Genomic DNA, 20024 nt, shown 5'->3' with positions numbered 1-20024 from the left:
AAAGCCGAAAAGCGATCCGCCGTCTATTTATTCCTGATACGCGCCGCCAGATCGAGCACGCCGCGAACTTTTACCCGAAAGATTCTGCGCCAGCCGATCGGGCAGAAACGTCCTCATCCAGCGCAGGTAGTTCTTGAACCGGTAGGGATCCACCCTGATCGCGCGCGCGAACGCCGCCCGCGCGCGCCGGCGATCGCCGTCGCGAAGCGCCTTCAATCCTATCGTCGCCAGGATACTTCGCGGAGCCCGCGTCCGCGCATTCACCAGCGGCGCCGCGGAGACTCCGTAACGCTCCTGCAGATACGCCTCGAAGACGTGCAATGCTTTCGAATAGTCAGGCAACCGCTTGAGCTGCTTCGGAAACCACGCGAACCGCCATATCACCAGCGGCTCGGCGATATAGCCGAACGGCCCCTGCTCGCGCATCTTGATCCAGAAATCTACGTCCTCGAAGCGGAAGCTCGCGCCGCGCAATTCGTCGCGATAGCCGCCGCATTTTTCGTAACCGGAGCGCCGCACCAGCGCCGCGCTGGGCATTATCGGCCACAGCCGCGTCAGCAGTTCATGGATCGACGGCGGATGGTCGAAGCCTTTGCCGACCAGCGACGTATCCAGCGCCACGCCTTCGCTGTCGGCGAGCGCCGCGTTGCAATACACCAGCGAGAGCAGGGGGTCGGCGTCCAGAACCGCCACCGTCCGCTCGAGCATCGGCGCCGTCCAGACGTCGTCGGCATCGAGGAAAGCGAGATACTCGCCCGTCGAATGCCGCGCGCCGTTGTTGCGCCCCGCCGCCGGTCCGCTGTTGGCCTGCTCGACAAGCTTCACTCGGTCGCCGCAGTCTCGGGCGTACTGTTCAACGATTGCGCGGGTTCGATCGGTCGAGCCGTCGTCAACGCAAATGATTTCAAAATCCTGGAAGGTCTGCCCGATTACGCTGTCCAGGGTGCCGGCGATAGTCGCGGCCGCGTTGTACGCGGGAATGATTACAGAAACGCGAGGCACCGTTTAGCTTGGCTCTCTCATGGTTTTTTGGGCCCGCCGCGCGGCCCTTTGCCGGTAGGTTACACGGCTTGTGCCAACCGGCTCAACGGGCGGGTGATGAAGCCGGCCGGCTCAGCCTGCTAAGGATAGATCAGGCCCTGGATCGAGAGGCTGGGCGGGAAGTGTTCGAGAAAAAATGGGCCATAGACCGCGATTACCAGCACGACCGAAATCAGGACCCAGTAGCTGAGCCGATCGAGCCGCGGCTGCCATCCGACGGTGGGTGGCGCCTGGACCGTCGCGGTGAACGGAAGGTCGCGCTGCGCGGTCCTTTTGCCGGCGACTATCGTCATCACCACGATGAGAAAGAACAGCATCGCGCTCGCGAACATCAGCGTTCCGCCCAACGCGGTCATGATTCCCGGAATCTTCCACGCCGCCAGCCCGTAGGTTGCATGCACCATGTCGGTGCGCCGCGGCAATCCCTCCATGCCGCCCGCTTCCAGGCCGTTGGAGAAAATCATCACTGCGATGAAATACAAAAATGCCTGGAACAGTGCCAGGCGCGGCAACCATAGCTCGCGCCGCTCGAAATACGGTATCAGCCAGTAGGCAATTCCCATGTAGGAGAGAGCCACCGCACAGCCGACGGTTTGATGAAAATGGCCCGATATGAACGCCGTGTTGTGAATCTCCATGTCCATGGTGTAGCTCGCGTTCATCAGCCCGGAGATGCCGCCGATCAGGAATGCGATCATCGCCAGCACCTGCGCCGCCACCGACGGATCGCTCCATGGAATCTTGAAAAACCATCCGACCAGCCCGTTCCCGCCCCGGCGGCGTCCCCCGATCTCGAGCGCATACATTACCGAGAACGCCGTTATCAGGCTGGGGAAGAAAATCGCGAAGGTCATGGCCGCGATGGTGAACTTCAGTCCCTGCGATACTCCCGGGTCCATGAACTGATGATGAAAGCCGACCGGGATCAGCAGGATGAAAAGTATGAAGGCCACCCGCGTCACGGTGTCGCTGAACAGCACGCCGCCGGCCTGTTTGGGAATCAGTCCGTACCATGAAACGTAAACCGGCAGCAGCCAGAAGTACACGATCGGATGCCCCGTGAACCAGAACAGCGTGCGATCGAGCATCGGATCGACGCCCGGAAGCAATCCCAGCGACCATGGCAGCAGGAACACCACGACCTCTACGGCCAGCCCGACCGATGCGATATCCCACATCACGTAGGTTGCGATCGACATGAAGGCGAGCAGCGGCACTCGCTCGCCCCGATGATCCTTGCGCCATCCGCGCAGCGCCGCGAGTTGGGCCGCCGAGGTTATCCACGTGCTGACCACCACCAACGCGAGGCCCAGGTAGAACGTCCAGTGGGCTTCCAGCGGCGGGTAGAAGGTGTACAGGACCGAGGCCTTGTCGGCGAACATCGCATACGCCGCCAGGATCGAGCCGATAAAAAGCGTCCACAACGCCGCATGCAGCAGCGCATTATTGAGCTTGCGGCCGAGACCTCGCGCCGTGGTCAGCGCGATAAAGCCGTTGGCGAACGCCGTGGTCAGCACCAGCGCGTTGAACACCCCATGAATCGTCAGCGCCTGGTAGTAGGATTTCACTACCGGATAGTATTGGACGACGTTTATTCGCGCGTAACTGAGCGCCTGAGCCAGTCCCATGATGACGCCGACCGCAAGCACCGCGAACCCGAAATAGATGTTCCATTTGATAACGTTCAACTGGCCCTGCGGCAGGGCGAAGCCCGACGGCTCCGAGACGACCGCCGTACTCATTTGACCACCACCTTCCCGGCCATCGTCTGATGCAGCTCGCCGCAGTATTCCTGGCATATCAGCAGGTATTCGCCGGGCTTGGTAAAGCGATAGTCGAATTGAGAAATCTCCCCGGGAACCAGCATCACGTTGACCCGCGTGCCGACGATGAAAAATCCGTGAATTACGTCAACCGAGGTTGCGACGAACCTCACCTCGGCGCCCACCGGAAGGTCGATCTCATTGGGAGCGAAGGTCCAAGTCTTCGCGATCACCACCGCCCGGTATTTCCCCGGCGCGATTTCCTGCACTCCGGGGTGATCGAAAGGCGGCGTTTTGCTCAGCACCTTGCGAAGCTTCTCGCCGACCCCGCAATAGATCAGCCCGCCACGGGAAGGAAGATGCACGCCCATCGCGACGCTGCCGTAGGCAAGCGCGCCCAGAAAAATCACCAGTATTACCGCGCACGCCGCGAGGAAGGCCTTCTCGTACCGTTCCATTTATCTGCCCAGCAGCATCCAGAACATCACGGCCCAGGCCACCGCGAGCACCAGCATGTACGTTCCTAATATGAAGATCGTGCCAGTAGGCGGAGGAAGGTCTTCTTCGGAGAATTCGTCGCGCGATGTTTCGATCGGCATGCGCGCCTTGCCCTTTACTGCGCCTTCCGCGGGCGCAGCGTGCTCAACAACCCACGGAGCCCGTCAGGTCGCTTCCCGTTCGCGGCTCCAGGACCCGACCTCCTGTAACCGAGTCAGGTGTACAGGATCGATCGCGTACTGTCCATCTTTCGGGAAATCCAGTCGTTTTTTCTTAGGCCTTTCCGCTTGAGGTCATAGCCGCTCCCGCGGCTGGCGAGTCAGGTCGCCAGTCGCAAACCGGGAGAGGCCGTCAGAGGGGATTCAGGACGCGCGGCGTACCGTCGACTTGCGCAGCGTCCGGTAGGTATGGCCTTCGCCCAGGCCAAACCGGTTCAGCATTCGGTAAACCGTGTAGCGCGATACGCCCAGCAGCTCGGCCGCACGATGGCAATTGCCCTGGGTCGCTTGCAGCGCGCGAACCAGCGCGAGTTTCGAGGCCTCGCGGATTACCGCGTCGAGCGAGTAAGGCCAGGTCGCCATTTCGAAGCACCGCTGCGACGCCTTCTCGCAGTCAATCCCGGCGCTATTGTGCCCGCCTTCGAGATTGAGCCCGCCGTTTTGCAGCACCTTCCCGACCGGCTCGACCAGCACTTGCGGATTCGCATCGTCGTGGCGCAAAGGCAGGTCGTGGAGATCGATACGATCAGTTTCGGTCATCAGAACCGCGCTCTCGATTGCATGGCCAAGCTCGCGGACGTTGCCGGGCCACTGGTTGGCGCACAGCGCGTCCACGGCGGTCCGCGATACGAGCTTTATATCTTTGCCGAACAGGCGGTTGAAGTGCTCGATAAAATGAGCGATGAAGGCCGGGATTGCCTCGCGCCGGTCGCGAAGCGGCGGAACCAGGATTGCCGCCGCGTTAAGCCGGTAGTAGAGGTCGTCGCGGAATTGCCCCGCCTTGACCATCGCGTGCAGGTTGCGATTGCTTGCCGCGACCAGCCGGATATCAACCGAGTAGGTGCGTGACGAACCGACCGGCTGAATCTCGTGGGTATCGAGCGCGCGCAGCAGCTTGGGCTGCAGGTGCAGCGGAAGCTCGCCGACTTCGTCCAGAAATAGAGTTCCGCCACTGGCGGAGCGGAAATAGCCGAGCGAATCCTCGCGGGCATCGGTGAATGCGCCGCGCACATGACCGAAAAGCTGCGACTCTGCCAGCGAATCGACCAGGTTGGAGCAATTGAAGGTCACGAACGGGCCGTTTGGCGCCGAGCCCATCGTATGCAGCGCGCGCGCGACCAGTTCCTTGCCGGTTCCGGATTCGCCGTGAATCAGCACGGTCGACTTGTACGGACTCAAGCGTGAAATGGTTTTGAGTATTTTGCGCGCGTGCGCCGACCGCACCACCGCCCCGCCGATCCGTTCCGACCCGTGCGCAAGTTCCGCCAGGCTCAACCACTCGGACGTTGCGTCCAACGGCTGGGCGCCAAGATTCTGCCTCGCAGTCGCGACCGACGATCCATTCGCCGAGTACTCATGTAGGCGCATCTTCAGTTCCCCTCGAGCGCTGACTCTTCTAACTTCTAACTTCTGACTTCCGCTTATTCCCCAAACCTGCTCTACTAATTTGTAGGGTTTGGATATATTCCAGTAGTGGGTTGCCTGTCAAGCAGGTCGGCGCAGCAACTCCTGATTTTGGGCAAAGGCTAGTCAACTTATGTTTTGTCATTGCGCTCTTCACCGTGATGCGCGCGGTGCAACTATGACGTCGCTGGACAGAAACTTTGACAGAAAATGACATAGCGTGGCGCCTGCAGCGCCCTCATTTCGGTCGCTCTGCTGGTAACCTGCACCACGCTTTGAGCTAATTTGAGTGTCTAAAGATAGAGTTTTCGCCGCACATGCATAGTTGAAATCGCAGCGCGGCGGCGTTGCGGAACCGACTTCGGAAGTCGCGACTATTCCCAATCCTTCGAATTACCTGTAAGCATTGAAAGCTCTCGGGCGAGCCGGTAGCTCAGGCGGTAGAGCATGTGACTTTTAATCACAGGGTCCCGGGTTCAAGTCCCGGCCGGCTCACCAAAAATCCACTGAAAAATCAAAAATTGAGACTGCTCACGTGTTCGAGCTCTTCGAAGAGCCGCGGACCAGCCGCGGCCCGTATTGCACCGCCATCCGAAACGGCCGAATCACCCAGTAGAGCGGAAAGAGCGCTGCCGGCAGCGGGATGAGTTCGTAGTCGCCCATCGTCGGCGCCAGCATTCGGCGGACGATGTAGCGGATTCGCGCGCGTGCGCCCTCGATCGAGCGGATCGGAACCGCCCACGGATCGAAGTCTGCCCGTCCCTGCGTGGCTCCGCTGAACAGTTGCCCCGCGACGCGTCCTGCCAATGCCCGGGCGGCGCGGTCGCCGCGAGCCAGCCGGACAAGATCGGCGGGAATCGGCGCGCCGGCCAGCTCGTGCGCCAGCCAGATGCCGGTCAGGAACATTCGGCGGCTCCCGAGCGCGGCTGCCTCGTCAAGTATCCCCATCAGATCGATTTCCGGACGGGCCCGAACGGTCTCGGCGACATCGCAGATCGATCCGAGCGTGACCCATCCATGCTTCGCGGCGTGCACGCAGATGTACAGCAACAGGTCGTCGGGCGCGATCGCCATCACTTTGCCGAGCTCCAGATCGACCTCGTGCGCGCGCCGCCACAGGCCTTCCTCGTCGGGGGCGAAACGGAACGAGCGCGGCGTGAGGTCCCAATGAACGTCCACGGCGCCCAGCCCGTCGGGTCCGGCGAAGGCGTCCTCGTACTCCTGAAAGTAGCCGGTGGCGAGGCCTTCGCGCCTGGTATGCGGCGACAAATATCGTTCGGCGGTGAGTATTTCGGCGACCCGCGGCAGGTCAGTCTGACGCACGAGAATATCCAGATCGCTGAACTGGCGAAGTTCGATCGATCCGTATGCCATCGCGGCAAGCACCGGGCCCTTGAAGGTGACCGCCGGAACTCCGGCCGCTTTCAGCAGGCCCATCAGGCGCACAAGTTCGGCGGTCAGATGACGGTTGTAGAGAATGATCATCTGCCACTGCGTCCGCAGCTTCGCAAGCCCTTCACCCGGAACCGCGGTCGGACATTCGAGCTTCAGATAGCGATGTACCAGCGGGAGCACCGCATGACGTTTGGCGATATCGACGACGCGGTCCCAACTGCGTACGCGCGGCGCAAGGTCGGACGCGAGCTCCGTGCGCACGGGCGTGGCCGCGGTTGTCGCGCAGCACAGCACGAGCGCCGCTTCGATGGGCAAGTCGGCAAGGTCGAGGAGGGAGTCGAATTCCACGGAATTATCAATAACAGCCCCAGGCGCGAGCTGGAACCAAGTACGGCTTACAAGTGTATCTATCGGTGACAGCCGCTTTCGTTTTGTGGGCGATAGAATAACAACTTGTAGAGATTTTCGTCGCTGAGCCTAATCTACGACATCTAACGACTAAAATCGAACAACAAAGCCGTCAACGGGCGTCATAGAACCACTTGACTGAAGACAGGCGAAATGGAATGATGCGCCGTCGGTCGTAAACCATTGCCAAGTCTACTTCGGCAGGTTCTGAATAAACCTCCAAGAGCAAGGGTTGCGAAGACGCCACTACGAATGATGTGTCGTTAGGGAAGACGAAAGAAAAGCGAAGGAGCATAAACGATATGAAGGCGATCAAAAGAGGGTTTTTTCGGAGAATAGGCGCTCCTGGCGTATCTTTTCTTGCTTTGACGGTAGCGCTGGTCCTGACTGGCCCACAGGCCGCTTGGGCGAAGAAGCATCATGCGTCTGCGAACGCTGTAGATCCCACCTCCGTCACCGCGTGTGGGACGCTGAGCGGGAGCGACACTATCTATCAGCTGGCGAACGACCTCACGGAGTCTGGCACCGGCACCTGTATCAATATGACTGGCAGCAACAGCACCCTGGATCTCTTCGGTTACAGCATCACGGGCCCTGGGGCGACCTCGACTGGAGCGGGAATCAATATCACAAGCGCAGCCGATAATGACGTGATCGAAGGCTTTAATAGCACAATCTCCGGGTTTAAATATGGCATCCTGGATCAGTCGAACAATAGCATTGGCGATAACGTCACCCTGGAGGACAACCAAATCGGGCTGGAGCTGAACGGCACGTCGGGCGGAGCGACGTCGACGTGGTCCAATTTTGCCGCGGACAGCAACACCAAGCAGGGTGTTTACTTCAATCAATGCACCGATGAGTGCATAGCTACTGACTTCGACGCTTCAAGCAATGGCGCCGACGGCGTGCTTATAACACACTCGAGCGGCGCGAGGATCAACGTATTCACAGCGACGGATAACGGCGGCGCTGGTGTTCACGTAGGCTGCACGTCTGGTTGCGGCTCCAATTCCGATGTTCGGGTGGGCGATGCGCCCATAGGGACGACTACTACACCCGCGGTCACCGGTAACCAGGGTGACGGAATTTTCCTGGATGCAAGTGAAAAGACCACTGATGATGTGGTCTACCTCATCAAGGCATCGGGCAATGGTGTAACAAGCGGCTACGATCTCCACGACGCGAGCAGCACGTGCGGCGACAATCAGTGGGTCGGCAATGACTGGGGCACGGCCAACGCCGACGGCGTGTCGAGTCCCGCCTGCATTCCGCTGGTCACGTTCTGATCGGCGCTGGAAAATTTCAGGCTTGAGTCATGATCGTTTGATGGCTCCGCGGGTCCTGCGACCCGCGGAGCTTTTTTTTGCTGAGAAATCTATCGCCCCGGTATAGCGCTCAGCGGGGCGGCCGGCGATTGCTCAAGTCGCGCAGCACCGCCTGTCTTACATCGGAGAGTGCGGAAAATTCGTTGGGCACGATCAGGCGTTTGACCGGGACGCGCTCGGCGACGCGGGACAGGAACTGGAACTGACGCGTCAGCATCGCTTGGTCGGTGATGTCGAGCCTGTAGGCCGCCTTGACCAGCCCCATCAGCGCCTCGCCGGGAGCGAGCTCCTCGATCAGGACGCGGGCTGCGCGTTTGCTCGATCGCGCGCGCTCGAGCAGATAGATGCGCGCGAGTCGGCGTGTCGTCGAGCAGAAGTCGGCGCGTCGCGAGTGGTCTTGCCAGCGCGATTTCGTCGTATAGTGCGCAACCGGCTTCAGATTCCGTGAACTTGCGCCGAGCGCGCGTATCGAATCATCCCACAGCCGCAGGCCCGGATAACCGGGGAGCGCCGTAATCGTTTTACCTTCGGAAAGCGCCAGGCAATCATCGCAGACCAGCGGATATCCCGATAGGACGAAGCTCGCGGCGAGCGTTGACTTGCCCGACCCTGCGGGCCCCGTGAATGCGCAAACGCCGCTGTGCGTCGCGACCGCAGTAGCGTGCAGGGCCTCCCGGCCGCGCAGGTTTACGATCAGCGCAAGCACCTGGTCAATCAGGAGATGACGAATGGTCTCGAGGCTAACGTCGCTGCTCGCGTTGCAGCAGACTACCTGGCTTCCGGAGCTGTCAATGATAAAGTCGGCGATGTTAGCAAAGGAGAGTACGTAGCCACCCTCGGTCTTGCCGCAGCGCAGCCAAGTCCCGCCGCCTGGAAGCCGCGAACGCAGGTACCATCGGGGATTGAGGCGGATGCGCTGAAAGCGGCCGCCAAGAGTCGCACGAATCGCCGACCTGACCGACGACACCCGAATTGCGGCAAGCTCCGGAAGCGGGATGTCTGTAACGATTCGCAGCCCGTAAGCGTGCTGTCGAAAGACCGGGATCGGTGTTTTGCTTGGGTCAGTGACGGTTCGCGACGCCCAGGAAATTTCCGGTTGAGACCGTTCGATTTGCCTCAACGCCCGATTGTGCCGGCTCTCTTGCGCAGGCACCGCAGCCGACTGTGATATTGACAACGCGCAATCAGCCGGATAACGAACCTCGATTGGAAATCAGACGATCTGCTGGCTCGCAGGTTCGGAGGTCACATCGGGGGTCCGGTCATGCCTGACATGGAGTCAACCGGAGTAGCAGTCCCACCCGAAGCTGTGAGCTTTGCCACGTTGCCGTACTCTACGAGATGAGGACGGGCATAAGGTTTCTTGACGCTCTGCGTCCGAGGCTTCTGCCCGTCTATCTTAATTTTTTTGGTCATCTCCAACCCCTAAACTCCAATTGCATCTCGCCTCGCATCAGAACGTCAGGTTACTTTATATAAGATACTTACGCTTGTTGCAACCGACGTAGCCCTTCCTGATTCGCCGAAGCTGGTCAAGATACGGATGCGCTACCTAATTCGAAACGCGCACTCAGCGTATGCAAGACGACGACCTAGGTCAAGTCAGTCATGAGAACCTTGGTGACGTACTCCGACGCATGGGCTATTGATGGGAAAAGATCCGAGTGAAGTCGGAGCATTTCCCTTTCTATTTCGGCCAGTATACGTGTTCCATCGGCCAGGTTCATCACTGATCTTCGCGCCGCACCCCAATCCGACAGCCGTGGCACAAAGTCTGGTCGTGTCTTCGCCAATTCTTCAGGCATGAGTGACATTCCCTTGAGCGTGGAATGAACATACCGTGCTTTTTCCCTACCCTTGGTATTGAAGACCTCCACCTTCCAGCTAAGGAGGTTCTGCGTGCTGATAGCAGTCATCGTGATATCCAGGCGATCCCCCTTGCTCAGCGCTAAAGGCTTCTCGACCGGAAAGAACGCGGCGGACCGTTGGATTCGGCTTTTGCGAAAGGGCGAATTGGTCATGATCACGCCCGGCGCCAGTTCGGCAACGAACCATCCGCTGAGACCGTGCATAACGCCGGCCGCTGAAACCTCGATCGCGGCCTTGGCAGAGAAACGTTCCGGCGTCAGCTCCGTAAGGTCAAAGCTGAACATCCGCGCGGGTTTGCCCAGCATCCGGCGCGGGCTCTTCTCGCTGGGGTAAACGGTATTGAATGCAATACTGCGTGCCGACGACATCTTCAGCCCCGCATGGCGTTTGTCCCAGAAGCTGGCGATGCGCCACATGTCGGGGAAATTCACCGGGACGACGAAGAGTTCGATGCGTCGAGGGATCGCGCGGGCGCCCGGCTTGAGGAGACGCCGGCGGGCGTCGTTGAATACCTCGGGCATCCCGGCGCCAATTCCGAAGTGGCTCAGCTGATCGGCAACGACGACGTCGGCCTTTTCGGGAAGCTTGGCACGACCGGAGCGTTCGTGAATCCCGATCGTGCTTTGCCCGTAACCATTGGCAGATGCCACGTCGCGGGCGACCTGGATCATGGGCGATTGGTCAATCTGGTACACCCTTGCGGCTCCGGCCTTCATCGCGAGCAGGCCAAGCACCCCAGTTCCACAGCCGATGTCGAGCACGACATCGCCCGGCTTGACCACCGCGTTGATCGCCCGTCGAAACAATGAGGTTCGGGTCAGGTCGGAAAGATACAGGCGATGCTCATCCAGCATCAAAGACATTTTACTCGTTCCATTTCAGTTCGCTCTGCCTTACGTTGCGACAGCGTTTACAGCGCGAATAGCGCAGCGACGATCGTCACAAAGCCGCTGCGCTGGTTTCGGTTATGTGCTTGAAAGGCTCGCTGATACCGAGAAACACCACGTTGAGCCAGAGTTCGACCGCAAAGATATTCCATAGTTCCAGGACATTCTCCATGTAGGAGGGATCGCGGCGCGAAAACGCCTCAGCCATCGAGCGGTAGAGCCTGCGCACAGCAACTCCGTCGACCCATCCGTTTTTGACGACGTTGAGGCGATCGAACAGCCGCTCTCCACCAAGCGCGATTAGCGCCATCGGGTGTAACTCCGTCAGGTCAGCCTTGGAAGACCGCCGCCGGATTCGCTCCGGCAGGATTCCGCGCATCGAATTGCGCAACACGAACTTGCTAACGCCGGGCCTGAAGCGCTGGTTATCAGGTATGGCGAAGGCAAACTCGAGTATCCGGCGGTCCAGCAAGGGACTGCGTCCCTCCAGTCGAAAGCCCGCGGTCCAGCGCGCGTCCATCTCGAGCGCGTACGAGAGCCATCCGGACGAGTAGCCCTGGTAGAGGAGCTGCTGCGCGAAGCTGCGGCATCGGGGCCACGGCTGCCTCGCAGACAGCCGGTCCATGAGTTTCATCCTGGCCGCGAACGCGGGTACGACCAGCGCGGGAGGCTCGGGCGGGCGACGCAGCCATGGCCTGAGCGCCGCTTTGAGGCGGTAGGGCACGAGTGGCAAGACTCCATACCGCACCAGAGCATTGGCATAGCCCGGAAAAGGCGCGAATCCGGCCGGTTGGTTTCGATCAATCCGCAGCGTGCGCAACAGCGCGACGATGCGAAACTGCTTCAACAGGTCGGCGTATGCAGCGTAGGTCGAGCCAAACCACTCGTCGCCGCCCAGACCGGTCAGCCGAACTCTCAGGTCGTTACGATTGCCAAGCAGCGGCGTGTAATCGGCGCATACAGAGTTGGGAAAATCCGGAAGGTCCAGGTAGTGCGCAACCTGGGCAATGAGTTGGCCGAGCGGGGCCATGCCTGGAGGAACGTAGGTATGGCGATGAGGATACTTATGCAAGACCTCTTCGACGTACTCAGCCTCGGCCGCGGGTCCGGTGTCGAAGCGAACCGTGAAGGTCTCAAAATTCGGGAGTTGCACTTCGCCGTCGCGGCGTAGTTGTTCGGTCACACAGACAATCGATCCGGAATCAAGCCCGCCACTCAGGTCCGAGGCGACTCCCTTGTTGCTGCGAAGGTGGCATCGCATCACCTCCTTGAACAGTGAGAGAAAATGATCGGAGTATTCGTCGTCGCTCCGATAGGTGATCTCCCGTGAGGCGTCCAGATCGTAATAGCGCCGGCGTTCCACGCCACGCGCGCTCACGCTCAGATAATGCGCGGGCTCGAGGCGGCGGATACCTTCGAAGAGTGTCTCCTCGCGATCAACCGGGAGCCTCACCAGCATCTCGGCTACAGCAGGCTCGTTCGGTCTTTGTACGACCCTTGGATCCTGGAACAGTTGATGAAGCTCCGAGGCGCACAGAAAGAACCCCGGGCCATTGAAGTAGTAGAAGCTCTTCACTCCTAGAGGATCCCGGGCACAGAAGAGCGTCCGCTTCGATGGGTCCCATAAGGCGAACGCGAAATCGCCTATGACTCTCGCAGGCGCCTCGGCACCCCAGCGCTGCCAGGCGCGAAGCATGATCTCTGCGTCAGTGCCCGTGCGAACACGATGACCATGCGAGTTCAACTCCGCCGCGAGTTCGTCGTGGTTATCCACCCGCCCGTCCATCGATAGAACGAGCCCGCTGGCTTCGTCCACGAACGGGCTGGTCTCGGCCGAAGCTTCGGGCGTCGTCTGGAGCTTTGCATGCCCAATTGCGACCGGGCCGTTGCCCCATACGCCGAAGCCGTCAACCGAGCGGTACGGGATGACCTCAATCATCCGCTCGACGGTCGAGCGGTCTGCTGGAGCACCGTCCCATTGATAGAGGACCGCGATGCCGCTCATTAGATCGAAGCGCCGAGGTGACGGCCCGATGCCTCCAGCCTCGGCGTCATCGCAAACGACCTTTGCGTTCGGCGATCAGATGCACGAGTCTCTTTTCGACAAGTTGATCCACGAGAGCGTCGAGGTCGCGGCGTAATTCGTCGGGCTCGGCATCGAACTGCTGCTTTAGCGACGCGAAGGTTTTCTCAATGGAACCGTGTTCGACGAGTTCGCGCCATATCTGGCCACCCGAGCCGTCGAGGCCGAAGTAGATGCCGGTTTCGACGTTCAGGATGACTACGTCGCCGCCGAGATCCCGCCATATGACGCCATCGCTGATTTCGACGCGCATCAAGTTTTCCCTTCGGATGGCCGTGGACGATTGCTCCCCAAAACACGCGCAGAGGCCACGAGTATGCCACAAGCAGCGGATCGGCGAACAGAGCGTTATGCTATTGGCTTCCCTTGGCGGCGCGCGCCTTATAGACCATCTCAATGCGATTGTTCCGCTTCCCACGTTGGGAAGGGCTAGGGGGTTAGGTTTCGGCCAGATGAGGGTGAGTCCGATCAGTCGATGGTTCCCGCGCAGCGCTACGACTGACGCCAAGCTGCTGCTGGCGACACGCGCGCTGCGCGGCCTTGCCGACGGGGCAGTCAGCATATTGTTGCCAAGTTACCTGACCGCGATCGGCTTCAATCCGCTCCGCGTCGGCGCAATCGTGTTTGGCACGCTGCTGGGCTCGGCGGCGTTAACGCTATGGGTGGGGCTGGCCACCGATCGGCTGGGCCGGCGTCGAGTCCTGCTTGCGGCGTGCGCGCTGATGCTGGCAACGGGGATAGGATTCGCCACCACGGAGAGCTTCTGGCTGCTGTTCGTGGTGGCGGTCGTCGGCACGCTGAATCCATCGGCTGGCGACGTCAGCCTGTTTCTGCCCGTCGAACAGGCGGCGTTGGCCGAGGCCGCAGAGCCTCGCGATCTGACCGCGATGTTCGCGCTGTACAATGTTGCGGGCGCGACGGCTGGTGCGTTTGGCGCGCTGGCCAGTGGCGTGCCGGCGATCCTCGCGGCGCGCCATGGATGGGCGCTCGCGCCGGCGCTGCGGTCGGGCTTCGTCGCATACTCGATCATCGCGGTGATTGCGTTCGCGGTTTATCGGCGTCTCTCCCCGGCCGTCGAAGTCGAGCGCCAGCCCGCCAGGTCCGCGCCGCTGGCGAAGTCGCGGGCAATCGTGCTGCGGCTCTCGGCGCTGTTCAGTCTCGACTCGCTCGGCGGCGGATTCGTAATTCAGTCGCTGCTGGCGCTGTGGTTGTTTCGGCGCTTCAACCTCTCGGTTCAAGTGGCGGGCACGTTTTTTTTCGCGGCCGGACTGCTTGGCTCGTTTTCACAGTTTATTTCGTCGGCGCTTTCGGCGCGGTTCGGCCGGATCAACACGATGGTGTTCAGCCATCTGCCGTCGAACGTCATGCTGATCGTCGCGGCGTTGATGCCGACCCCGGGGCTGGCGATGACATTTCTGCTGCTGCGCTTTTCGACCTCGCAGATGGACGTTCCCGCGCGCCAGTCGTATGTGATGGCGGTGGTGCCGCCCGAGGAGCGCGCGGCCGCGGCGACGGTGACCAATGTGCCGCGCAGCCTGGCAGCGGCGATGGCGCCGTTGCCGGCGGGCGCGATGCTGAATCATTCGTCATTTGGATGGCCGCTGATTTGCGCGGGCGCGCTCAAGACAATTTACGACATCGCATTGCTGATTCAGTTCCGCGCCGTCAAACCCTCCGACGAACAGTTCGATTAGCAGAACTCGTCGTGAACTACGCGCGCAACACCACAAGTCCCTCGCGGATCGCAAGCCCGCCTTCGCCGCTCAACGTCTCGAAGAAGACCGCCGCCCTGTCCGCGCTGTCATCGCGCCCCAGCACCCGCACCGTCAGCGTCGAGGGCATCATCACCATCGCGCCGAAACGGCCCGCAATTCTTTCAATTCGCGCAGGATCGTTGCCCGCTTCGCTCTCGATGATTCGTGACACTGCCATCGCGAGCGTCGCGGTGCCGTGCAGGATGATCGAGGGCAGCCCGGCGGCGCGCGCTACCGATGCGTCAGTGTGTATCGGATTGAAGATTCGCGCGCACTCCGTGTAGATGTGCGCCATGCCCGACGGCACATCGACCCGGCACTGCGAACGCGGCTCGCCTTCCTCGACGATCGGTTGCAACGGCGCTGGCGGATGCGTCGGCGGAATATCGGGCCCCTTGACCTCAACTCCGCGATAGAGCGCGCCATACCAGCTCGTGCAAACCGGCTTGCTTGCGCCATCGATGGTATCGAGGCGCGTGACCATGTACGCGCCGGGCGTGCGCCGCTGGACTCCCGCGACCGTGAGCTGCGTCGTCAGCCGCTCGGGGGGCAGAATCGGGCGATATAGGACAGTGTCATGCGTCGCGTGCACGGCGCGCATCGCCTCGTCGCGCGTGAGCGTGGAGGATTTTTCGAACTGCGCGCGCATCGCGACCTGCACCGGCCATTCGAAGCAGACCGGAAACATCGGATGCGCAATCACGGCGCGATTGGTGTCCATGTAGCAGGGCATCGCGTCGCCAAGCGCGGCGGCATAGGCCATCGTCCAGCGCGAATCGATCTCGCTGACCATTGGCGCACCCGTGCTGCCCACAATCGATGATTCAAGCGGCATGATAGCTACTTCTATCTGCCGTCACCCGCTCCGTCCATCGCGCCTATCGAGCACCTCGCAGGCATTCTGAGGTCATCTACTGCGCCGAAGGGAGGATGTGGTCGAGCTTGCCGCTTGCCCAGATGTCCAGCATTTTTGCAAGCGACTGCAGCTTTACGGGTTTGCTCAGATAATCGTCCATTCCGGCGTCGAGGCATCGGGCCCGATCGCCTTCCGTCGCGTGAGCAGTAAGCGCGACTACCACGGTGTGCCGAGTATTTCCTTCGCGCCGCCTGATCTCCGCGACCGCCTGGTAGCCGTCCATCTCGGGCATTTCGCAGTCCATCAAGACAATATCGGGGCGCCGGCACGACACGAACTCCAACCCTCGCCGTGCCCCATCGACGATTTCCGCCGTGTAGCCGAGGACGGAAAGCTGCTGCGCCCCGATAGTTCGATTCACCAGATTGTCGTCCACCAACAGCACCTGTACCGCCTTGCGCCATTGCGGCGGTTCATTGTCAATCGGGCTCGGTGCCGGCGGGGCCGCGATGGTCTTGGTGCTGACGCCATCGGCACTTCTGCATAACTCGAGGAGGCAGCTGAACAGGTGCGACGGACGCACCGGCTTTGTAATCCACGCATCCACCACTTCGGTCGCATTGCGCACAGCGCGCTGCGCGCTAAGCATGATCACCTTGCTATTTTTGATATCGGAGCGCTCCTTGATTGCACGCGCGAGGCCGAGCGCGCTCAGGCCGGATATCTGTTCATCGATCAGCGCAACGATTTGCTTCTCGTCAGCGGTCCGCGCCAGCTTCAAAATATCCAGGGCCTCGGCCCCGCTGCCGACCGCCGCGTTCTCAATTCCCCACGACGTCAGGTATTCGGAAAGGATTTGACGACTGGATGGACTGTCGTTGACGATCAACGCGCGTATCCCGTTGAAGCATGAGGTGGCTGTCGCAGTCATCCACGGACGCACAATCTCCAGTCCCTTCTCGAGTCGCGCGGTGAAATGAAAGTTCGATCCTTTTCCTGGCGCGCTTTCAAATCCTATCTCGCCGCCCATTTGATCGGTCAGCCTGGCCGCGATGACGAGGCCGAGTCCGGTGCCGCCGAAGCGCCGGCTCGTCGAGCTTTCTGCCTGAACAAATGGCTGAAACAGGCGCCCCTGCGCCTCGAATGGAATTCCAATCCCCGTGTCGGACACCTCGAAGCGCACCAGCACATCGTCGGCTGTGTCTTCCACCCTGTTTGCCCGGACCATCACTTCGCCGTGCTCGGTGAACTTGATCGCATTCGACACCAGGTTGTTGAGAATCTGGCGCAGCCTGCTCGGATCGCCTCGCAAGCCGCTTGGCATGTTCACGTCCACATACAGGGCAAGCTCGATCCCTTTGCCGCGAGCAGCCACTGCAAAAGAATCGATTAGACTTTCCGTCAGTTCGACAAGGTCGAAGTCAAGTTTCTCCAGCACGACCCGGCCGGCTGCGAGTTTCGAGAAGTCGAGTATGTCGTTGACGGTGGTCAGCAACAGCTCGCCGCTTGACCGAACGATCTCAGTTTGGCGGCGTTGCTCGGGAGTCAAATCGGAAAGCGACAGCAGCTCTCCGGCCCCGATGATTCCTGCCAATGGCGTCCGAATCTCGTGGCTCATGCTGGCCAGGAATTCCGAGCGCAGACGGGCCGCTTCCAGCGCAAGGTCACGCACTCCATCGCGGGCGCGATCGGCCTCTTCCCCGGCGCGCTTGCGGCTGGTGGTATCCAGCATCACCCCCTCGTAGTGTTCGACCTTGCCGGCTGCGTCGTAAACAGCGCGCGCACTCTGCTCGCACCAGATGACGCTGCCGTCGGGCCGGCGTATCCCCATTTCGAAGTTCTGGACCACTCCCTCTTTTGCGATGATAGCCGCGAGCCGGGCGCGCTCCCCCGCGTCCAGCCACAGCTGCGCGATGTTGGCGCATTTGAGACTGTCGGCGTCTTTGAATCCCAGCATCTCGACCATCGCCGGATTGGCCTCGAGAATATTTCCTTCGGTAGAAATTCTGTACAATCCGACCGGCACGCGATCGACGAGACTGCGGTAGCGGACCTCGGCACGCTGGTGCCCGATTCGCTCTTCATAGTCGCGCAGCTCGCGCTCGACGGCGAGCGGCAGCCGCGCCAGGTTGCTCTTCAAAACGTAGTCATCCGCGCCGCACTTCATGGCCTCGACGGCCAGCTCCTCGCCCACCGTCCCCGAGACCAGGACAAACGGCAGGTCGAGTCCTCTGTCGCGCAGCATCTTCAATGCGGCGAGCCCGTTGAAATGCGGCATCGAGTAGTCGGCGATGACCAGATCCCAGCCGCCGCCTTCGAGCGCCGCCAGCATTGCTTCCGGCGTATCAACTCGCTGGTAGGTCACGTCGCAGCCATCGCGCCGGAGCGCCCGCACCTCGAGCTCAGCATCGTCCGCCGAGTCCTCGACGATCAGGATGCGGCGCGACTGCTTCATCGGCCGTTCCTGAGACCGGCAAACGGCCTTTCGTTCAGGACCAGCCAATACAGGCCGAGCTGCCGGACGGCGTCCATGAAGTGCTGAAAGTCAACCGGCTTGCGAACGTAGCTGTTAGCGCCCAGGCCGTAGCCGTTGACGATGTCCTGCTGCTCAGTGGAGGAGGTCAGAATAACCACGGCGAGCAGCTTCGTCCGCTCATCCGCGCGCAGCTTCCTTAGCACCTCGAAGCCGTCCACTTTGGGCAACTTCAGATCGAGCAGAATCAGTTCCGGCTGGACGCTGGTGTCGCGCCCCGCGTACTGTCCCGTGCCGAAGAGGTAATCGAGCGCCTCGACCCCGTTGCGCGCGACCACGATCGTGTTGGTGATGTTGTTCTTCTTGAGCGCGCGCAGCGTCAGCGCTTCGTCGTCAGCGTTGTCTTCCACTAACAGGATCACCCGTTCGCTCATTGTTGCCCCCCATGGTTGACTCCGAGAGTAAACGAAAACGTAGCTCCCTGGCCTTCCGCTGCCTGTGCCGAAACCTGGCCGCCGTGGCGTCGAACGATCCGCTGAACCGTCGCCAGTCCGACGCCGACCCCGGGGAAATCGGCTGCCGCATGAAGCCGCTGGAATGCGCCGAATAGTTTTTCGGCATAGGTCATGTCGAAGCCGGCTCCATTGTCGCGGACGAAATAAACCGCCTGTCCGTCCTGATCCGCCACTTTGAATTCAATCTTTGCCTGCTGCGTCTTGCCGGTGAACTTCCATGCGTTGCCGAGCAGATTTTCAAGCACTAAACGCAGCAGATGCGGATCTCCCCGGCCCATGATCCGGTCCTGAACCACACACTCGACCTGCCGCAGCGGCTCGGCCGTCTGGCACTCGGCCAGGATGACGTTGGCCAACGCGCTCAGGTCCACCGCTTCGGTGCGCATCTCGCTGCGCGTTACGAACGCCAGCTTGAGCAGGTCGTCGATCAGTTGAGCCATGCGCTGAGCGGCCGCCCGGATCCGGCGTAGGTGACGGTTGGCCTGCTCGTCGAGTTTGTCGGCGTAATCCTCCATCAGCGCCGAGCTGAAGCCGTCTATACTGCGCAGCGGCGCGCGAAGATCGTGCGACACCGAATACGAGAACGCCTCCAGTTCCTTGTTGACGACCTCGAGCTGGGTGGCATATCTCCGCTCGGATTCGCTCAGTGCCCGCAAATCGTCCGCCACGCGCTTGCGCTCGGTGACGCGAGCTACCTCGCTGACCGCGAGAGCTTTTGCAATATCAGTCAGCCGCCTCGTGGTCAGGAAGGCGTAGCCGCCGACTATCAGCAGCCATAGGAAGACGATACTGCCGCCGATCTCCAACGCAGTCGTGCTCTGGCGCGACGTCGCGCGGGCCCTTGCGGTGCGTTCTGTCAGCAGCCGCCGTTCCACCGCGGACATTTGGTACAATTGCACAAACAGTTGATAAACGGCGGTACTCAGCCCCGCAGCCTCCGGCGCCCTGAGGGACTGTGGCTGGCTAAAGGCCGGAGCCGAACGAATAATATTCTCAGAGAGCGCTGTCATGCGGCGCTCAATCTGATCGATTCGATCAAGTCGATTCTGCTGGGACGCGTTATCCCCGGTCAGGGAGCGGAGTACTACGGACCGGCGCTTTAGCTTTGAGATAGAATTGCTGACGCTGGCCAAATTCTTCAGATCGCCGCTCTGGTAGTAGTTTTGAATTGAGGAAAGCGCTGCGAGTGAATTCTCTTGCGCGTCGTCCAGGGCGTCGAGCACACTTTGCGTGTGACTTACCCAGTTGTTCCAGGCGTAGGACTCATGCGCGTCCTTATCGGCATTCCAGCCGATTGCCACCGCCGCAACGATAGCCGCGGCAAGGCCAGCCCAAAGTAATCTGTCGGTGAGGTTCCGTTTCCCAAGCTTGCCTTCGCCCACAGATTGCTCCTTCTCACATCACTGCCCGGCAGCGCCTGGTTCTTGCAGTTCAAGATTTATGCCGTGCGGCGTGAATGAACGGGCTTGTTGCAGGCGAGCTAAACGTGCGGGCGGCGGCAATTGGATGACGGCGGCGGCACAAAAGTGGCA

At 60.8% G+C, this 20024-nt stretch carries 16 protein-coding genes and 1 tRNA gene; 3 read left to right on the top strand and 14 right to left on the bottom strand.

The genetic code is table 11. From position 1 onward, the window contains the following. Nucleotides 1–27 precede the first annotated feature (27 nt). From ABSB13_RS00990 to ABSB13_RS00970, 5 genes are all read right to left on the bottom strand, one after another. Nucleotides 28–1002: a glycosyltransferase family A protein gene (locus ABSB13_RS00990; protein WP_428104699.1), complete on the bottom strand. Its 975-nt coding sequence runs from the start codon at nucleotides 1000–1002 to the stop codon at nucleotides 28–30. 119 nt (nucleotides 1003–1121) lie between these two features. Further along, complete coding sequence (locus tag ABSB13_RS00985; RefSeq protein WP_428104697.1) at nucleotides 1122–2783, bottom strand: cbb3-type cytochrome c oxidase subunit I; 1662 nt, start codon at nucleotides 2781–2783, stop codon at nucleotides 1122–1124. Beyond that, nucleotides 2780–3262 (bottom strand): cytochrome c oxidase subunit II, encoded by a 483-nt coding sequence (locus ABSB13_RS00980; protein WP_428104695.1) that lies wholly within the window; start codon nucleotides 3260–3262, stop codon nucleotides 2780–2782. Before ABSB13_RS00980 ends, ABSB13_RS00985 begins: the two co-directional genes overlap by 4 nt. Beyond that, nucleotides 3263–3403, bottom strand: a complete 141-nt coding sequence (locus tag ABSB13_RS00975) for a hypothetical protein (protein ID WP_428104693.1) — start codon at nucleotides 3401–3403, stop codon at nucleotides 3263–3265. A 261-nt stretch (nucleotides 3404–3664) separates the two neighbouring features. After that, a complete protein-coding gene (locus tag ABSB13_RS00970; RefSeq protein WP_428104691.1) occupies nucleotides 3665–4888 on the bottom strand; it encodes a sigma-54 interaction domain-containing protein in 1224 nt (407 codons plus the stop codon). Nucleotides 4889–5346: 458 nt separating this feature from the next. On the opposite strand from ABSB13_RS00970, the gene ABSB13_RS00965 reads away from it, so the two are divergent. Beyond that, nucleotides 5347–5422 (top strand) — tRNA-Lys (locus tag ABSB13_RS00965). A gap of 33 nt (nucleotides 5423–5455) precedes the next feature. Here the strand turns inward: ABSB13_RS00965 and ABSB13_RS00960 are convergent. Beyond that, nucleotides 5456–6667, bottom strand: a complete 1212-nt coding sequence (locus ABSB13_RS00960) for a nucleotidyltransferase domain-containing protein (RefSeq protein WP_428104689.1) — start codon at nucleotides 6665–6667, stop codon at nucleotides 5456–5458. Between the two features lie 362 nt (nucleotides 6668–7029). Here ABSB13_RS00960 and ABSB13_RS00955 point away from each other — a divergent pair, with 362 nt between their 5' ends. Then, nucleotides 7030–8016: a hypothetical protein gene (locus ABSB13_RS00955; protein ID WP_428104687.1), complete on the top strand. Its 987-nt coding sequence runs from the start codon at nucleotides 7030–7032 to the stop codon at nucleotides 8014–8016. A 109-nt stretch (nucleotides 8017–8125) separates the two neighbouring features. Here the strand turns inward: ABSB13_RS00955 and ABSB13_RS00950 are convergent, their stop codons facing one another. From ABSB13_RS00950 to ABSB13_RS00935, 4 genes are all read right to left on the bottom strand, one after another. Beyond that, a complete protein-coding gene (locus ABSB13_RS00950) occupies nucleotides 8126–9175 on the bottom strand; it encodes a hypothetical protein (protein ID WP_428104685.1) in 1050 nt (349 codons plus the stop codon). Nucleotides 9176–9647: 472 nt separating this feature from the next. Next, the gene (locus ABSB13_RS00945) at nucleotides 9648–10787 is read right to left on the bottom strand and encodes a 50S ribosomal protein L11 methyltransferase (protein WP_428104683.1); all 1140 of its coding nucleotides are present in this window, start codon (nucleotides 10785–10787) and stop codon (nucleotides 9648–9650) included. Nucleotides 10788–10863: 76 nt separating this feature from the next. Then, a complete protein-coding gene (locus ABSB13_RS00940) occupies nucleotides 10864–12816 on the bottom strand; it encodes an asparagine synthase-related protein (protein ID WP_428104681.1) in 1953 nt (650 codons plus the stop codon). Between the two features lie 46 nt (nucleotides 12817–12862). Then, a complete protein-coding gene (locus ABSB13_RS00935; protein WP_428104680.1) occupies nucleotides 12863–13147 on the bottom strand; it encodes a PqqD family protein in 285 nt (94 codons plus the stop codon). 199 nt (nucleotides 13148–13346) lie between these two features. Between ABSB13_RS00935 and ABSB13_RS00930 the strand changes: the two genes are divergently transcribed. Beyond that, nucleotides 13347–14588, top strand: a complete 1242-nt coding sequence (locus ABSB13_RS00930; RefSeq protein WP_428104678.1) for an MFS transporter — start codon at nucleotides 13347–13349, stop codon at nucleotides 14586–14588. Nucleotides 14589–14604: 16 nt separating this feature from the next. On the opposite strand, the gene ABSB13_RS00925 is transcribed toward ABSB13_RS00930, so the two are convergent. The 4 genes from ABSB13_RS00925 to ABSB13_RS00910 form a co-directional block, all read right to left on the bottom strand. After that, nucleotides 14605–15483 (bottom strand): MaoC/PaaZ C-terminal domain-containing protein, encoded by an 879-nt coding sequence (locus ABSB13_RS00925; protein WP_428104676.1) that lies wholly within the window; start codon nucleotides 15481–15483, stop codon nucleotides 14605–14607. 76 nt (nucleotides 15484–15559) lie between these two features. Beyond that, nucleotides 15560–17959 carry a hybrid sensor histidine kinase/response regulator gene (locus ABSB13_RS00920; RefSeq protein WP_428104674.1) on the bottom strand — a complete coding sequence of 800 codons (2400 nt, stop codon included), beginning with the start codon at nucleotides 17957–17959 and terminating at the stop codon, nucleotides 15560–15562. Next, entirely contained in the window at nucleotides 17956–18411 is a 456-nt protein-coding gene (locus ABSB13_RS00915; RefSeq protein ID WP_428104672.1) for a response regulator, read from the bottom strand. The genes ABSB13_RS00920 and ABSB13_RS00915 overlap by 4 nt, the downstream gene beginning before the upstream one ends. After that, the gene (locus tag ABSB13_RS00910) at nucleotides 18408–19874 is read right to left on the bottom strand and encodes an ATP-binding protein (RefSeq protein WP_428104670.1); all 1467 of its coding nucleotides are present in this window, start codon (nucleotides 19872–19874) and stop codon (nucleotides 18408–18410) included. Before ABSB13_RS00910 ends, ABSB13_RS00915 begins: the two co-directional genes overlap by 4 nt. Nucleotides 19875–20024: the final 150 nt, after the last annotated feature.

The sequence above is a fragment of the Binatus sp. (SeqCode) genome (assembly GCF_050013435.1).
Taxonomy (GTDB): domain Bacteria; phylum Desulfobacterota; class Binatia; order Binatales; family Binataceae; genus Binatus.
Note: the sequence above shows the minus strand (reverse complement) of the source record. Positions and strands in the feature narration are given on the sequence as shown.

Excerpts from the sequence above, each read along its gene's own strand:
- ABSB13_RS00955 (WP_428104687.1), top strand. The coding sequence starts at position 7,030 with ATGAAGGCGATCAAAAGAGGGTTTTTTCGGAGAATAGGCGCTCCTGGC.
- ABSB13_RS00920 (WP_428104674.1), bottom strand. The coding sequence starts at position 17,959 with ATGAAGCAGTCGCGCCGCATCCTGATCGTCGAGGACTCGGCGGACGAT.
- ABSB13_RS00940 (WP_428104681.1), bottom strand. The coding sequence starts at position 12,816 with ATGAGCGGCATCGCGGTCCTCTATCAATGGGACGGTGCTCCAGCAGAC.
- ABSB13_RS00985 (WP_428104697.1), bottom strand. The coding sequence starts at position 2,783 with ATGAGTACGGCGGTCGTCTCGGAGCCGTCGGGCTTCGCCCTGCCGCAG.
- ABSB13_RS00975 (WP_428104693.1), bottom strand. The coding sequence starts at position 3,403 with ATGCCGATCGAAACATCGCGCGACGAATTCTCCGAAGAAGACCTTCCT.
- ABSB13_RS00945 (WP_428104683.1), bottom strand. The coding sequence starts at position 10,787 with ATGTCTTTGATGCTGGATGAGCATCGCCTGTATCTTTCCGACCTGACC.
- ABSB13_RS00925 (WP_428104676.1), bottom strand. The coding sequence starts at position 15,483 with ATGCCGCTTGAATCATCGATTGTGGGCAGCACGGGTGCGCCAATGGTC.
- ABSB13_RS00980 (WP_428104695.1), bottom strand. The coding sequence starts at position 3,262 with ATGGAACGGTACGAGAAGGCCTTCCTCGCGGCGTGCGCGGTAATACTG.
- ABSB13_RS00970 (WP_428104691.1), bottom strand. The coding sequence starts at position 4,888 with ATGCGCCTACATGAGTACTCGGCGAATGGATCGTCGGTCGCGACTGCG.
- ABSB13_RS00915 (WP_428104672.1), bottom strand. The coding sequence starts at position 18,411 with ATGAGCGAACGGGTGATCCTGTTAGTGGAAGACAACGCTGACGACGAA.
- ABSB13_RS00935 (WP_428104680.1), bottom strand. The coding sequence starts at position 13,147 with ATGCGCGTCGAAATCAGCGATGGCGTCATATGGCGGGATCTCGGCGGC.
- ABSB13_RS00930 (WP_428104678.1), top strand. The coding sequence starts at position 13,347 with ATGAGGGTGAGTCCGATCAGTCGATGGTTCCCGCGCAGCGCTACGACT.